Source organism: Castellaniella sp. WN (genome assembly GCF_054457555.1).
This window is the reverse complement of record NZ_JBTKZC010000001.1, coordinates 457221-473236: the sequence shown is the minus strand read 5'-3', so window position 1 is coordinate 473236 and position 16016 is coordinate 457221. Positions and strand designations below refer to the sequence as shown.

11 protein-coding genes and 1 tRNA gene are annotated in these 16016 nt (G+C 67.0%); 7 read left to right on the top strand and 5 right to left on the bottom strand.

Features of this window, described 5'->3' with window-relative positions; genetic code table 11:
• Positions 1-80 precede the first annotated feature (80 nt).
• Entirely contained in the window at positions 81-2129 is a 2049-nt protein-coding gene (uvrB, locus tag ACTPOE_RS02145) for an excinuclease ABC subunit UvrB (RefSeq protein ID WP_458870554.1), read from the bottom strand.
• 177 nt (positions 2130-2306) lie between these two features.
• On the opposite strand from uvrB, the gene ACTPOE_RS02140 reads away from it, so the two are divergent.
• The gene (locus ACTPOE_RS02140; RefSeq protein ID WP_458870553.1) at positions 2307-3509 is read left to right on the top strand and encodes an amino acid aminotransferase; all 1203 of its coding nucleotides are present in this window, start codon (positions 2307-2309) and stop codon (positions 3507-3509) included.
• Positions 3510-3672: 163 nt separating this feature from the next.
• Positions 3673-4422, top strand: coding sequence for a transcriptional repressor LexA (gene lexA, locus ACTPOE_RS02135; RefSeq protein ID WP_458870552.1), 750 nt, complete (start codon positions 3673-3675; stop codon positions 4420-4422).
• Between the two features lie 133 nt (positions 4423-4555).
• On the opposite strand, the gene lon is transcribed toward lexA, so the two are convergent.
• The 4 genes from lon to tig all read right to left on the bottom strand — a co-directional run bounded on the left by lon (position 4556) and on the right by tig (position 10524).
• A complete protein-coding gene (lon, locus tag ACTPOE_RS02130; protein ID WP_458870551.1) occupies positions 4556-7009 on the bottom strand; it encodes an endopeptidase La in 2454 nt (817 codons plus the stop codon).
• Between the two features lie 240 nt (positions 7010-7249).
• Entirely contained in the window at positions 7250-8542 is a 1293-nt protein-coding gene (gene clpX / locus ACTPOE_RS02125) for an ATP-dependent Clp protease ATP-binding subunit ClpX (RefSeq protein ID WP_458870550.1), read from the bottom strand.
• 10 nt (positions 8543-8552) lie between these two features.
• The gene (clpP, locus tag ACTPOE_RS02120; RefSeq protein ID WP_458870549.1) at positions 8553-9212 is read right to left on the bottom strand and encodes an ATP-dependent Clp endopeptidase proteolytic subunit ClpP; all 660 of its coding nucleotides are present in this window, start codon (positions 9210-9212) and stop codon (positions 8553-8555) included.
• Between the two features lies 1 nt (position 9213).
• On the bottom strand, positions 9214-10524 hold the full coding sequence (tig, locus tag ACTPOE_RS02115) for a trigger factor (RefSeq protein ID WP_458870548.1): 1311 nt from the start codon (positions 10522-10524) through the stop codon (positions 9214-9216).
• A gap of 318 nt (positions 10525-10842) precedes the next feature.
• On the opposite strand from tig, the gene ACTPOE_RS02110 reads away from it, so the two are divergent.
• The 5 genes from ACTPOE_RS02110 to ACTPOE_RS02090 all read left to right on the top strand — a co-directional run bounded on the left by ACTPOE_RS02110 (position 10843) and on the right by ACTPOE_RS02090 (position 15951).
• A tRNA-Leu gene (locus ACTPOE_RS02110) sits at positions 10843-10927 on the top strand.
• Positions 10928-10983: 56 nt separating this feature from the next.
• Positions 10984-11805, top strand: a complete 822-nt coding sequence (gene dapD / locus ACTPOE_RS02105) for a 2,3,4,5-tetrahydropyridine-2,6-dicarboxylate N-succinyltransferase (protein WP_458870546.1) — start codon at positions 10984-10986, stop codon at positions 11803-11805.
• Between the two features lie 134 nt (positions 11806-11939).
• Positions 11940-13073, top strand: a complete 1134-nt coding sequence (gene dapE / locus ACTPOE_RS02100) for a succinyl-diaminopimelate desuccinylase (RefSeq protein WP_458870545.1) — start codon at positions 11940-11942, stop codon at positions 13071-13073.
• Positions 13074-13129: 56 nt separating this feature from the next.
• Positions 13130-14026, top strand: a complete 897-nt coding sequence (gene prmB / locus ACTPOE_RS02095; RefSeq protein ID WP_458870544.1) for a 50S ribosomal protein L3 N(5)-glutamine methyltransferase — start codon at positions 13130-13132, stop codon at positions 14024-14026.
• Entirely contained in the window at positions 14023-15951 is a 1929-nt protein-coding gene (locus ACTPOE_RS02090; protein WP_458870543.1) for an ABC-F family ATP-binding cassette domain-containing protein, read from the top strand. The genes prmB and ACTPOE_RS02090 overlap by 4 nt, the downstream gene beginning before the upstream one ends.
• The last annotated feature ends 65 nt before the right edge of the window (positions 15952-16016 follow it).

The window sequence follows — 16016 nt, the reverse complement described above, 5'->3', positions numbered from 1 at the left end:
AAGCATTTTCTGTGGAAAACCGCAAAAAAACCTGACATCTGAAGCACTTCCGAAGCGGTCCCGCGACAGGCCCAGCACCCTCATTCCATCAGGGCCCGGGCCTTCAGGGCGCGCAGGGCATCGCGCACCGAAGCCGCCTGCTCGAATTCCAGATTGCGGGCATGCTCGTTCATGCGCTGCTCCAGACGGCGGATCTCGCGCGCCAGGGACTTCTCGTCGTGCAGGGCCGACTCGTCATACCCGGCCGCGGCGGACGCCACCGCCGACACGGCCACTCCGTCGATGAGGTCGCGCACCGCCTTGCTGACGCCCCGGGCCGTGATGCCGTGCTCGATATTGAAGGCCTGCTGCTTTTCCCGGCGGCGGGCCGTCTCGCCCATGGCCCGGCGCATGGAGTCGGTCACCTGATCGGCGTAGAGAATGGCACGCCCATTCAGATTGCGCGCCGCCCGGCCGATGGTCTGGATCAGGCTGCGCTCGGAACGCAGGAAGCCTTCTTTGTCGGCATCCAGGATCGCCACGAGAGAGACCTCCGGGATGTCCAGACCCTCGCGCAGCAGGTTGATCCCGACCAGCACGTCGAAGGCGCCCAGGCGCAGGTCGCGGATGATCTCGACCCGCTCGACCGTGTCGATGTCGGAATGCAGGTAGCGGACCTTGAGGCCGCTTTCCCCCAGGTATTCGGTCAGATCCTCGGCCATGCGCTTGGTCAGCGTGGTGACCAGCACCCGCTCGTGGCGCGCGATGCGCAGCTTGGCCTCACCCAGCAGATCGTCGACCTGGGTGGCGGCCGGTCGCAGTTCGACTTCCGGGTCCACCAGGCCGGTCGGGCGCACGACCTGCTCGACCACCTGGTCCGCGTGGGCGGCCTCGTAGGGGCCCGGCGTAGCGGACACGAACACGCATTGCGGCATGCGCGCCTCGAACTCTTCCAGCCGCAAAGGCCGGTTGTCCAGCGCCGAAGGCAGACGGAAGCCGAACTGGACCAGGGTTTCCTTGCGGGACCGGTCGCCCCGGTACATGCCGCCCAGTTGACCGATCGTGACGTGGCTCTCGTCGATGAACATCAGGGCGTTGGCTGGCAGATAGTCGATCAGGGTCGGCGGCGGTTCGCCCGGCAGGGCGCCGGACAGGTGCCGGGAATAGTTCTCGATCCCCTTGCAGAAACCCAGTTCCTGCAGCATTTCCAGGTCGAAGCGGGTGCGCTGCTCCAGTCGCTGGGCTTCGACCAGCTTGCCCGCCGCGATCAGCTCGGCCAGTCGGTCGCGCAGTTCTTCCTTGATGGTCTCGATGGCGCGCAGCACGGTCTCGCGCGGCGTCACGTAATGCGAACCGGGGAAGATGGTGAAGCGCACCAGATCCTGGACCGGCTTGCCCGTCAGGGGGTCGAACAGGCCCAGGGACTCGATCTCGTCGTCGAACAGGGTGATGCGCAGGGCGTGCTCGGCATGTTCGGCCGGGAAGACGTCGATGACCTCGCCGCGCGCCCGGAAGGTCCCGCGGGAAAACTCCATGTCGTTGCGCTCGTACTGCATGGACACCAGCCGCGCCAGGATCTCCTGGCGGCCGATCCTGTCGCCCGTGCGCAGCGTCAGCACCATCGCATGATAATCACCCGGATTGCCGATGCCGTAGATGCAGGACACCGTGCCCACGATGATGGTGTCGGGGCGCTCCAGCAGGCTCTTGGTGGCCGACAGGCGCATCTGCTCGATGTGCTCGTTGATGGACGAGTCCTTCTCGATGAACAGGTCGCGCGAGGGCACGTAGGCCTCGGGCTGGTAGTAATCGTAGTAAGAGACGAAATACTCCACCGCGTTGCGGGGGAAGAATTCGCGCATCTCCGCGTAGAGCTGGGCGGCCAGGGTTTTGTTGGGCGCCAGCACGATGGCCGGCCGGCCGGTGCGGGCGATCAGGTTGGCCATGGTGTAGGTCTTGCCCGAACCCGTCACACCCAGCAGGGTCTGGCACATGAGCCCGTCGCGCACGCCCTCTTCCAGCGCATCGATCGCGGCCGGTTGGTCGCCGGCGGGCGGATAGGGCTGAAAGAGCTGGAACGGACTGTCCGGAAAATGCACGAAACCCGGTGAGTCCTCCACCAGGTCCGGGGTATTTGCGCCGCTCTCCATGGTTCGCCTAGACACTATTCGGGTAAACCCCTTATTATCTCATCGTTGGCCTTCGAGACCAAGGAATCCTTCGAATCAGCCCCCTCGTCCGACGCGCCTCTTGCCGGAATGGCCGGCGGGACGGGCGGACCGGTTCACGGGATCTCCAGCCCCTTTTCCTTGTCCCTACGGTATTCCATGTCCTCCATCTTCGCATCCGTCGAACTCGCTCCGCGCGACCCCATCCTGGGCCTGAACGAACAATTCAAGGCCGACACCCGGTCCACCAAGGTCAATCTCGGCGTCGGCGTCTACTACGATGACGCGGGCCGCATCCCCCTGCTGAAGGCCGTCCGCCAGGCCGAGGCCCGCCTGTTCGAGCAGGCCGAGCCGCGCAACTACCTGCCGATCGACGGCATTCCCGGCTACAACAACGGCGCTCGCACCCTGCTGCTGGGCGCCGGCTCGCCACTGATCGCCGAGCATCGCTCGTTGACGGTCCAGACCCTGGGCGGCACTGGCGCGCTGAAGGTCGGCGCCGACTTCCTCAAACAAATCCTGCCCGGCGCCAAGGTCGCCATCAGCAACCCCAGTTGGGCCAACCACCAGGCCCTGTTCTCCGCCGCCGGCTTCCCTGTCGTCAGCTACGACTACTATGACGCCGCCACGCACGGCCTGGACTTCGACGGCATGCTGGCCTCGCTGCGCGCCCTGCCCGCCGGCACCATCGTGGTACTGCATGCCTGCTGCCACAACCCCACGGGCGTCGATCCCACCCTGGAACAATGGCGGGAAATCGCCCGCGCGCTGCAGGCCGGCCAGTTGGTGCCCTTCCTGGACATCGCCTACCAGGGCTTCGGCGCGGGCATCGAAGAAGACGCCGCCGTGGTGCGCCTGTTCGCGGACCTGGGCATGACCATGTTCATCAGTTCCTCGTTCTCGAAGTCCTTCTCGCTGTACGGCGAGCGCGTCGGCGCCCTGACCCTGGTCACCGGCGGCGACGAGGAAAGCACCCGCGTACTCAGTCAGTTGAAGCGCGTCATCCGCACCAACTACTCCAACCCGCCCACCCATGGCGGCGCCCTGGTCTCGACCGTGCTGAACACGCCCGAACTGTACGCGCAGTGGGCCGAGGAACTGGCCGGCATGCGCGACCGCATCCGCTCCATGCGCCACCAACTGGTCGAGAAGATCCAGGCCCAGGGCGTGGACCAGGACTTCAGCTTCGTCAAGGCCCAGCGCGGCATGTTCTCGTACTCCGGCCTGACCAAGGCCCAGGTGGACCGCCTGCGCGAGGACTTCGGCATCTACGCCGTCGGCAGCGGCCGCATCTGCGTAGCCGCCCTGAACAGCGGCAACATCGACTACGTCGCCGAGGCGATCGCTCGCGTGATCAAGTAGCCGGAACCGGCTGTCGCGGGGGGGGGGGGGGGGGGGGGGGGGGGGGGGGGGGGGGGGGGGGGGGGGGGGGGGGGGGGGGGGGGGGCTCGCCTCCCGCGCCGCGCTTGCGTTTCGGGACCGCTTCGGACACAATACGGGCTGTGTTTTCATCCAGTAGCGCGACATGGCCCTGAAACTCACCGCCCGACAGTCCCAGATCCTGGACATCATCCGGCAGTCCATCCGGCAGGCCGGCCGCCCCCCTACCCGCGCCGAAATCGCCCGCCAGTTGGGATTCCGCTCGGCCAATGCGGCCGAAGACCATCTGCGTGCCCTGGAACGCAAGGGCTACATCCGCCTGTCGGCGGCCACTTCGCGCGGTATCCAGCTCATCGAGCAGGCCGGGGCGCCGGCCCTCGCCCACGCCCCAGCGGGCACCCTCGCGATCACCGACCCATCTCCGGACGACATTCCGGCCGGCTCCGCCCCGGCTCGCGTGCCCGGCCCCCTGCCCGGCGCCCCGGCCTGGATTGCGCCGTCCGGCAACCACCTGGTGCCGCTGGTAGGCCGCGTCGCCGCCGGCAGCCCCATCCTGGCGGCCGAACACGTCGAACGCGAGATCCCCCTGGCTCCACACCTGTTCGAGTCCGCGCCCGATTACCTGCTGCGCGTGCGCGGCAGCAGCATGCGCGACGCCGGCATCCTGGACGGCGACCTGTTAGCCGTGCGCAGCACGCCCCAGGCGCGCCACGGACAGATCGTGGTCGCCCGCCTGGGCGATGACGTCACCGTCAAACGCCTGGACCACCAGGGCCGCCGCATCCGCCTGCTGCCCGAAAACCCGGACTTCCAGCCCATCGACGTGGGCCCGGGCGACGAATTCGCCATCGAGGGCATCGCCGTCGGCCTGATCCGCACCACCGCACTGCACTGACCGGCGAGCACCACGCACCCGCTTGCGCCATCCATCAGCAAACACGCCGAACGCCGGAACGCCAAGGGCTCCCCGAACAGGGAGCCCTTGGCCGTTTTGCCTGACGCACCAGAAGCGATGCCCTCTTGCGGCGTCAGTGCTTCATCACCCCGCCGCTGCCGGCTTCCGCCGGCTTGGCGGCGGCGACCGCCTCGGCCGCCAGGCGGGCGACTTCTTCGTCGGACAGGGGTACGGGCATGCGCTGCAGGGCGACTTCCAGCACCCGATCGATCCAGCGCACCGGAATGATCTCCAGGTGGTTTTTCACGTTGTCCGGGATTTCCGCCAGATCCTTGACGTTTTCCTCCGGGATCATCACGGTCTTGATGCCGCCGCGATGCGCCGCCAGCAGCTTTTCCTTCAGGCCGCCGATTTCCAGGATCTCGCCGCGCAGGGTGATCTCGCCCGTCATGGCGACATCGGCACGCACCGGGATGCCGGTCAGCGCCGACACCATGGCCGTAGTGATGGCGGCTCCGGCCGAAGGACCGTCCTTGGGTGTGGCACCCTCCGGGAAATGAATGTGCAAATCGCGCTTCTCGAAGGCCTGGTCGACGATGCCCCACTTGCGGGCGCGGGCGCGCACCACCGTGCGGGCGGCCTCGACCGATTCCTTCATCACATCGCCCAGCGAGCCCGTGCGCAGGACCACGCCCTTGCCCGGCATGTCCGCCGCCTCGATGGTCAGCAGATCGCCGCCGACTTCGGTCCAGGCAAGGCCGGTGACCTGTCCAACCTTGTCTTCCTTTTCGGCCATGCCGAAACTGAAGCGGCGCACGCCCAGGAAATCGTTCAGATTGGAAGCGTCCACCAAGATCGCGGCCTGGCCGCCAGCCTTCTTCCGGTCCGGATCGCCGACGCTCAGCAGGCGCTTGACGGCCTTGCGGCAGATCTTGGAGATTTCGCGTTCCAGCGCGCGCACCCCGGCCTCGCGCGTGTAGTAGCGCACGATATCGCGGACCGCGTCCTCGGCAATGCTCAGCTCGCCTTCCTTGACGCCGTTGTTCTTCATCAGCTTGGGCAGCAGATGATCGAAGGCGATGTGGACCTTCTCGTCTTCCGTATAGCCCGACAGGCGGATGACTTCCATCCGGTCGAGCAGGGCCGGCGGAATGTTCAGCGTGTTGCTGGTGGCCACGAACATCACGTCCGACAGGTCGAAATCGACTTCGATGTAGTGATCCTGGAAGGTGTGATTCTGTTCCGGATCGAGCACTTCCAGCAGGGCCGAGGACGGGTCGCCGCGGAAATCCGCACCCAGCTTGTCGATCTCGTCGAGCAGGAACAGCGGATTGCGCACGCCGACCTTGGCCATGTTCTGCAGGATCTTGCCCGGCATGGAGCCGATGTAGGTGCGTCGGTGGCCGCGGATCTCGGCCTCGTCGCGCACGCCGCCCAGCGCCATGCGCACGAACTTGCGGTTGGTCGCGCGGGCCACGGACTGGCCCAGCGAGGTCTTGCCCACGCCCGGGGGCCCGACCAGGCACAGGATCGGCGCCTTGAGCTTGTCCACGCGCTGCTGCACCGCCAGATACTCGACGATGCGCTCCTTGACCTTTTCCAGGCCGTAATGGTCCGCGTCGAGGACTTCCTCGGCGTTCTTCAGGGAGTTGTTGACGCGGCTCTTCTTGCGCCACGGCAAGCCCAGCAGCGTATCGATGTAATTGCGCACCACGGTGGCCTCGGCCGACATGGGCGACATCAGCTTGAGCTTCTTCAGTTCGGCGTCGGCCTTCTTGCGGGCTTCCTTGGGCAGGTGCGCCGACGCGATCCGGCGTTCGAGCTCTTCGATGTCGGCGCCTTCCTCGCCCTCGCCCAGTTCCTTCTGGATGGCCTTGACCTGCTCGTTCAGGTAGTAGTCGCGCTGGCTCTTTTCCATCTGCTTCTTCACGCGGCCGCGGATGCGCTTCTCGACCTGCAGGATCTCGATTTCCGATTCCAGCTGGGCCAGCAGGGCTTCCAGGCGGCGCGCGGCGCCGGACATGTCCAGGAGGGACTGCTTCTGCTCGATCTTCAGGGGCAGATGGGCGGCGATGGTGTCGGCCAGGCGGCCGGCGTCCTCGATCCCGGCCAGGGAAGTCAGGATTTCCTGGGGGATCTTTTTGTTCAGCTTGACGTATTGCTCGAACTGGGCCACGACGGCGCGGCGCAGGGCCTCGGCCTCGGCTTGGTCGGACTGGTCCTCGTCGATGCCGGAAACGCGCGCCGAGAAATGCGATTCCGCGTCGGTGACTTCATGGACGCGGGCGCGCTGCAGGCCTTCGACCAGCACCTTGACGGTGCCGTCGGGCAGCTTCAGCATTTGCAGGATGTTGGCCGCGCAACCGATTTCATACAAGTCGTCGGGCGTGGGTTCGTCCTTGCTGGCGGCCTTCTGAGCCACCAGCATCACGCTGCTGCCGGCTTCCATCGCCAGCTCGAGCGCCTTGATGGAACGCGGCCTCCCCACGAACAGGGGGATGACCATGTGGGGAAAGACCACGACGTCGCGCAGCGGCAACAGCGGCAGTTCCACAGGTTCCTGGGTCAGAATCTGGCTAGCAGACATGATTGATTCCTCAAGCGATTGAATCTGAAAGAAAAAGGAAGCACGGGCTTCCTTTTTCGCATAGTGCCTGCTGGTGATATGGTGCCGCACAGGCGCTTTTCAAGAGCCGGAGGCACATCGTCAGTATACGGGAACCGGCCTCGGGACGGAGCCCGAAGCACGCCCGCCCCGGGAGGCGGGCATGGTACCGGCCGCGCCCAGCCCCGGCCCGGAGGGCCGGGATCGAGCTTCGGCATGCGCTCAGGCGGCGGCGGAGCGCAGAGGCTTGTCTTCCGTCTGGCGGTCGGGCCGGGGGCCCTTGACCAGCGTCGGCGCGGCCTGGCCTTCGACCGCGTCTTTTTCCAGGATCACGCGATTGATGTCCTGGCGCGAGGGCAGCTCGTACATCGTGCCCAGCAGCGACTGCTCCATGATGGAGCGCAGGCCCCGTGCGCCGGTGCGGCGCTTGATGGCCCGGCGGGCGATCGCCGTCAGGGCTTCGGGCGTCACATCCAGCTCGACGTCCTCCATCTCGAACAGCTTCTGGAATTGCTTGACCACGGCGTTGCGCGGTTCGGTGAGGATGCGCACCAGCGTGTCCTCGGTCAGCTCCTCCAGGGTGGCGACCACCGGCAAGCGACCGACCAGCTCCGGGATCAGGCCGAACTTGATCAGGTCTTCCGGCTCGACCTCGGCGAACAATTCGCCCACGCCGCGCTCGGAGCGCGCGCGCACCGTGGCGGCAAAGCCGATGCCGGAGCGTTCGCTGCGATCGCGGATGATTTTTTCCAGGCCGTCGAAGGCGCCACCCACGATGAACAGGATGTTGGTGGTATCGACCTGGACAAAATCCTGGTTCGGATGCTTGCGCCCGCCCTGCGGCGGCACCGAGGCGACCGTGCCTTCGATGAGCTTCAGCAGGGCCTGCTGCACACCCTCGCCCGAGACGTCGCGGGTGATGGACGGATTGTCGGACTTGCGCGCGATCTTGTCGATCTCATCGATGTAGACAATGGCGCGCTGGGCCTTCTCGACCTCGTAGTTGCAGTTCTGCAGCAGCTTCTGGATGATGTTCTCGACGTCCTCGCCGACGTAGCCGGCTTCCGTCAACGTGGTGGCGTCGGCCATCACGAAGGGCACGTCCAGCATGCGCGCCAGGGTCTGCGCCAGCAGGGTCTTGCCCGAGCCGGTCGGCCCGATCAGCAGAATGTTGCTCTTGGACAACTCGACGTCGCCGTCCTTGGCGTCCTGGTAGCGGATGCGCTTGTAGTGGTTGTAGACCGCCACCGCCAGATTGCGCTTGGGCGTTTCCTGGCCGATGACATAGCCATCCAGGAAGGACTTGATTTCCTGCGGCGTGGGCAGTTCCTTGCGCACGGCGGCCCGCGCCGCGTCCTGGGACTCCTCGCGGATGATGTCGTTGCACAGGCTGATGCATTCATCACAGATGAAGACGGAAGGCCCGGCGATCAGCTTGTGGACTTCGTGCTGGCTTTTATTGCAGAAGGAGCAATGCAATGCCTTGTCCTCGCTGGAACCCTTTTTTTCGGTCATGGCTATCCAATCACTTGGCTTCGTCGGTGCGCGAAACCAGTACCTTGTCGATCAGTCCGTATTCCCGCGCTTCGTCGGCGGACATGAAATTGTCACGTTCAGTGTCCACGGCGATGCGCTCGATGTCCTGGCCGGTGCGCTCGGCCAGGATGCCGTTCAGACGCTCGCGCAGGCTGAGGATTTCCTTCGCCTGGATCTGGATGTCCGAGGCCTGTCCCTGGGCACCGCCCGAGGGCTGGTGGATCATGATGCGGGAATTGGGCAGCGCGTAGCGCTTGCCCTTGGCGCCGGCGGCCAACAGGAATGCGCCCATGCTGGCGGCCAGTCCGGTGCACAGGGTGGAGACCTCGGGCTTGACGAACTGCATGGTATCGAAGATCGCCATGCCGGCATAGACCGAGCCGCCCGGGGAATTGATGTACAGCGAGATGTCCTTGTCGGGGTTCTCCGATTCCAGGAACAGCAGTTGCGCCACGACCAGATTGGCCGACTGGTCGTTGACCTGCCCCACGAAGAAGATCACCCGCTCGCGCAGCAGGCGCGAGTAGATGTCGTAGGACCGCTCTCCGCGGCCGGACTGCTCGATCACGATGGGCACATAGCCCAGGCCGGTGGGGACGACCGAGTCCCCGCCGTACATCGACGCGTAGAAATCGGTGAACCGGTTCATGTCAGCGGGCACCCATCAAAGAGTCGAAGTCGACGGCCTCGTCAGTGACCTGGGCGGATGCCAGGACGTGCTCGACGAGGTTGTCCTCCAGGACCAGCGACTCGATCTCGGCGCGGCGCTGGCGGTCGGACAGGTAGTACGCCACCACCTGGGCGGGCTGCTCGTAGCTCTTGGCGAATTCCTCGATGCGCGCACGGACCTGTTCCGGCCTGGCCTTGAGATCGGCGGACTTGATGAGCTCGGCTACCAGCAGACCCAGGCGCACACGGCGCTCGGCCTCCGGACGGAAGGTGTCTTCCGGGATGGGAATGCTGTCGGCGTTGGGCAGGCCACGCTGCTTCAGTTCCTCGCGCGCGGCGGCCGTGCGATTGGCAACCTCGTTGTCCACCAGAGCCTTGGGCAGATCGAAGTCGCAGGCGGCCGCCAGGGCGTCCATGACACTGGCCTTGGTGCGGTTCTTGACGCGGGCCTGGGCCTCGCGCTCGACGTTGGTGCGCACGTCGGCCAGCAGCGCGTCCACGTCGCCTTCGGCCTGGCCCAGAGCGCGGGCGAAATCGGCGTCGATCTCGGGCAGATCGGGCTCGGCGACTTCCTTCACGGTGATGGTGAATTCAGCCTGCTTGCCGGCCACGGCGGGACTGCCGTAATCTTCCGGGAAAGCCAGAGGAAAGGTCTTGGTCTCGCCGGCCTTCAGGCCGGTGGCGGCGGCTTCGAATTCGGGCAGCATGCGGCCCTGGCCCAGCACGAAAGGAAAATCCTGGGCGGAACCGCCCTCGAAGGCCACGCCGTCGATGGTGCCGGCGAAGTCCAGGGTGACGCGGTCGCCGCTCTGCGCGGCGCGGTCGGCGGCCGGCTTGAAGACCGTGCGCTGGCGGCGCAGGATGTCGATGGTCTGCTGTACCTCGGCATCACCCACCTGGATGGTATTGCGGGTGATCTTCAGGGACGACAGATCCGGCAGCTGGATCTCGGGATAGACCTCGAAGGTGGCGGAAAACGCCATCACGCCGTCTTCGGCGCCTTCGACCTTGGGTTCCAGGCTGGGGGAGCCTGCCACGCGCAGGTTCGCGTCCTGGATGGCCTTGTCCAGGGACTTGCCGATCTGGGTGTTGATCACGTCGTAGCGGACCGACGGGCCATGACTGCGTTCGATCACCGACAGGGGCGCCTTGCCGGGGCGAAAGCCCTGCACCTTCGCCGTCCTGGCGACGCGCTTGAGCTGTGCCTGGACTTCCTTTTCGATGTCGGCGACCGAGACGGTCAGATCAACACGGCGTTCCAGGCCGGACAATTTTTCAACCACGGGCTGCATTCGGGACCTATTGAATGATGAACAATAAACGGGGTATTTTAGCGGAAAGTGGAGCGACCCGTAGCCCCCTTGAATAAGCCGGGCGGAAAGCGGGCGCCGTGGATTTGGGCCGGATGCAAGACGCGGACCGCAGCGACAGCCGGTGCGATCTCGAGGATGAGTCCGGGCACAGTGCCCCGGCCGCTTGCAAGCGACGGGGTGGGTCTGCGACACGGCAGACGGCCCGAAGCCACAGATACATGCGGCGCGACGGCTTGTTCAGAGGATCCGTAGTCCGGGAAACCTCGTCAAATCACGTTATAATGGTCAGCTTGCCTGGCGAACGTGGCGGAATTGGTAGACGCACCAGATTTAGGTTCTGGCGCCGCAAGGCATGAGAGTTCAAGTCTCTCCGTTCGCACCACGGCGCATCCCGCGCGCGTCGCCCGGCTTCCGTGATCAACGCCGCACCGGACGACCATGAATCCATCGCTTCAAGACACCATCGAAACCGCCTGGGAAGCCCGCGCGTCCCTGACTCCCGTCCAGGCTCCCGGAGCCCTGCGCCATGCCGTGGACCAGGTCATCGCCGGCCTGGACGACGGCACGCTGCGCGTGGCGGAAAAGATCGACGGCCAGTGGCAGGTCCACCAGTGGATCAAGAAAGCCGTGCTGCTATCCTTCCGGCTGGCCGACAACCGCGTCATGGGCCAGGCGCCTCAGTTGTACTACGACAAGGTCCCGCTGAAATTCCAGGACTACGGCCCCGACGATTTCCAGCGCGGTGGCTTCCGCGTCGTGCCGGCCGCCACGGTGCGGCATGGCGCGTACATCGCGCCCGACGCGGTGCTGATGCCCTCCTACGTCAACATCGGCGCGCGCGTGGGCAAAGGCACGATGGTGGACACCTGGGCGACGGTGGGCTCATGCGCACAGATCGGCAACCACGTCCACCTGTCGGGCGGCGTGGGCATCGGCGGGGTGCTGGAGCCCCTGCAGGCCGGCCCCACCATCATCGAAGACAACTGCTTCATCGGTGCGCGCTCCGAAATCGTCGAGGGTGTGATCATCGAGGAAAATTCCGTGCTGGCCATGGGAGTCTTCATTTCCCGGAGCACGCGCATCTATGACCGCGCCACTGGCGAAATCCACTACGGCCGCGTGCCGGCCGGCTCCGTGGTGGTACCGGGTTCGCTGCCTGCAGCCGACGGCAGCCACAGCCTGGCGTGCGCGGTGATCGTCAAGCGGGTGGACGCGAAGACCCGCGCCAAGACCAGCATCAACGACCTGCTGCGGGCCTAGTGTCCTGTCTGGCTAATTCCGATCCTTACCTTCGGCGCCCGGGCTGGCCATGCATCCGAATTTAAGTGACCAAACCAACCAGACAGGACACTAGGCCCCGCGGCCGGTCCACACGATTCAAGGAGCCAAGAAGCATGGCAAACGCCGACGTCCTCGCCCTGGCCCGTGCCCTGATCGCCCGTCCCTCCGTCACACCGGACGACGCCGGCTGCCAGGATCTGATCGCGGATCGCCTGCGGCCGCTGGGCTTCGTCTGCGAATCGCTGCCCAGCGGGCCGGTGAGCAATCTCTGGGCACGGCGCGGCGCGACGGCCCCGCTGCTGGTATTCGCGGGCCACACGGACGTCGTGCCTCCGGGGCCCGAGGCCGAATGGCCCAGCCCGCCCTTCGTCCCCGCGGAAACCGGCGGCATGCTGACGGGCCGGGGCGCCGCCGACATGAAGACCTCGATCGCCGCCTTCGTGGTCGCCGCCGAGGAATTCATCGCCGCCCACCCGGACCACCCGGGCTCGATCGCTCTGCTCCTCACCTCCGACGAGGAAGGTCCGGCGACCGACGGCACGATCCACGTCTGCCGCGCCCTGGAAGCGCGCGGCGAACGGCCCGATTACTGCGTCGTCGGCGAACCGACCTCGGCGCAGGCGCTGGGCGACACGATCAAGAACGGCCGCCGGGGCTCGATGTCGGCCCGGATCACGGTGCGCGGCATCCAGGGCCACGTGGCCTATCCGCACCTGGCCCGCAACCCGATCCACGAACTGGCGCCCGCCCTGGCCGAACTGGCGGCGACCCGCTGGGACGAGGGCAATGAATACTTTCCGCCCACCACCTTCCAGGTCTCGAACCTGCACGCCGGCACCGGCGCGGGCAACGTCATCCCCGGCACCGCGACGATCGACTGCAATTTCCGCTTCTCGACCGCGAGCACGCCGGACGGTCTGCAAACCCGCGTGGCGGCCCTGCTGGATCGCCACGGTCTGGACTACGACATCGCCTGGACGATCGGCGGCCTGCCCTTCCTGACCCCCCGGGGTACACTGTGCGGGGCCCTGCAGGCTGCCATCGCCGAGGAAACCGGCACCCAGGCGGAACTGTCCACGACAGGTGGAACCTCGGACGGACGCTTCATCGCCCGGATCTGTCCACAGGTCGTCGAATTCGGCCCGCTGAACCGGACCATCCATCAGACGGGTGAACACATCCCCCTGGACAGCCTTGCGCCGCTGAAGAACATCTACCGTCGCATGCTGGAGAAGCTGCTGGCCTGACCCTCGTCCCGGCCCGCGCCGGACAGGCGCGACCGATCATATTTCTCACGCACACCATGCCCTCCCCCCACACCGAACTCCTGACCCTGCGCGACCTGCTGCGCTGGTCCATCAGCCGCTTCCACGCCGCCGGCCTGGTCTTCGGCCACGGCAGCGACAACGCCTGGGACGAGGCCGCCTACCTGCTGCTGCACGGCCTGCACCTCCCGCCCGACACGCTCGACCCTTTCCTGGACGCGCGCCTGCTGGAACGCGAGCGGCTGCGCTGCGTCGATCTGATCCACGAACGCATCAACACGCGCAAGCCCGCGGCCTACCTGACGGGCGAGGCCTGGCTGCAGGGCGAACGCTTCCTGGTGGACGAGCGCGTGATCGTGCCACGCTCGCCCATCTCGGAATTGCTGACCGAAGGCCTGGCGCCCTGGATCGACGATCCGGACACGATCGGCCGGGTACTGGATCTGTGCACCGGATCGGGGTGCCTGGCGATCCTGGCGGCCCACGCCTTCCGCGACGCCGCCGTGGACGCGGTGGACGTGTCCGCCGATGCTCTGGCGGTGGCGCAATCGAACATCGAACTGCATGGCCTGCGCGACCGCGTCCAGACACTGCGCAGCGACCTGCTGGCCCAGGTGCCGGCGGACCGCCGTTACGACTTGATCGTCTGCAACCCGCCCTACGTCAACGAACAATCGATGAAGGCGCTGCCACCCGAATACCGGCACGAGCCCCGGCTGGCGCTGGCGGGCGGTGCCGACGGCATGGACCTGGTGCGCCGCATCCTGGCCGACGCGCCCCGCCACATGGTGCCCGAAGGCCTGCTGGTGCTGGAAATCGGCCACGAGCGGATGCACTTCGAGGCCGCCTTCCCCGGGCTGGAACCCGTCTGGCTGGACACCGCCGCCACCACCGGCCAGATCCTGCTGCTGCGCCGCGCGCAGCTGGCCCCGTGATCCGCGCCGCCGGCCTGACCCTGCGGCGCGGCGTCAAGGTTCTGCTGGAAAACGCCGAATTCGTCGTCCACCCCGGCGAGCGCGTCGGCATCGTCGGCAAGAACGGCGCGGGCAAGTCCTCGCTGTTTTCTCTGCTGCAAGGCCATATCGACCCGGACGCCGGCACGCTGGACATCCCCGCGTCCTGGCGGCTGGCCAGCGTCGAGCAGATCCTGCACGACACCGACCGTCCGGCGCGCGAGTTCGTCATCGATGGCGACCGCCCTCTGCGCGACCTGCAGGCGCGCCGCGCCGCCCTGGACCCCGACCAGGGCCAGGCGATCGCCGAACTGGAGGCCGCCCTGATCGAGGCCGAGGCCTGGAGCGCGCCTTCACGCGCCGAGCAGCTGCTGGCCGGCCTGGGCTTCGCCCCCGACGAATGGACCCGCCCGGTCGCCAGTTTTTCCGGTGGCTGGCAGATGCGCATCGCCCTGGCGCGCGCGCTGATGGCGCCCTCCGACCTCCTGCTGCTCGACGAGCCCACCAACCACCTGGACCTGGACGCCATGCTGTGGCTGGAACGCTGGCTGGCCAGCTATCCGGGCACGGTGCTGCTGATTTCCCACGACACCGAATTCCTGGATGCGGTGGCGCGCGTGATCCTGCACTTCGAGCAGGACAAGCTGGTGCGCTACAAGGGCGACTACGAGTCGTTCCTGGAGCAACGCGCCGAGCGGCTGCGCCAGAACCGCCTGGCGATCCAGCGCCAGACGCGCGAGGCGGCCCACCTGCAGTCCTTCATCGACCGCTTCAAGGCCAAGGCCACCAAGGCCAAACAGGCGCAGAGCCGGGTCAAGGCCCTGGCGCGCATGCAGACCCTGGCGCCGCTGGCCGTGGAATCGGGCATCGACATCCGCCTGCCCGAGCCCGCGCAGACGCCCGACGTGCTGCTGACGCTGGAGGACGCGGCCCTGGGCTACCCGGCGGCGGGCGGCGACGGCGCGCCGCGCGCCATCCTGCGGGACGTGGGTCTGATGGTGCGCGGCGGCAGCCGCATCGGCATCCTGGGCGTCAACGGCGCCGGCAAGAGCACCCTGGTCAAGACCCTGGCCCGCGAACTGCAGCCTCTGGCGGGCGGCTACCGTCCGGCCAAGGGCCTGGAGATCGGCTATTTCGCCCAGCAGCAGCTGGACGTGCTGGATCCGGAACTGAGCCCGCTGCAGCACTTCGTCCGCATCGCTCCCGACACGCGCGAGCAGGAACTGCGCAACATGCTGGGCGGTTTCGGCTTCGGCGGCGACATGGTCAGCCAGCCGGTGGCGCCCTTTTCCGGCGGGGAAAAGGCACGCCTGGCCCTGGCCCTGATCGTCTGGCGCAAACCCAACCTGCTGCTGCTCGACGAGCCCAGCAACCACCTGGACGTGGACACCCGCGAGGCACTGGCGCGCGCGCTGGCCGAATTCCCGGGCAGCGTGCTGCTGGTATCCCACGACCGGCACCTGCTGCGCACCACCGTGGACAGCTTCTGGATCGTCGCCGACGGCCGGGTCCAGCCCTTCGACGGCGACCTGGAGGACTACCGCGACTGGCTGCAGCAGCGCCAGGCACAGCGCAGCCAGGTCGCGCGCGCGGCGGCCCCGAACCAGGACCGCAAGGCGCAGCGCCGCGAGCAGGCCCAGGCGCGGCAGGAACTGGCCGCCCGCCGCAAGCCGCTGGAAGCCCGCCTGAAGCGGGTCGAGGACGCGATGGCCAAGGCTCAGGCCCGGCTGGCGGAACTGGACGCGCTGATGGCCGATCCGGACTTCTACACCGACGCCCACAAGGATGCCCGCCCCGGCCTCATGGCCGAACACGGCGAGCTGAACAAGGCGCTGCAGGGTCACGAGGAGGATTGGCTGGACCTGCAGACGGAGATCGAGGCGCTGGGCGAGACCGAGACGTCCTGATCGGTTCCCGGAAAGCCGCGAGCGGTCCTCGTCCGCCCGGCGAGAAGGCGCGCCTCCGGCCGCTG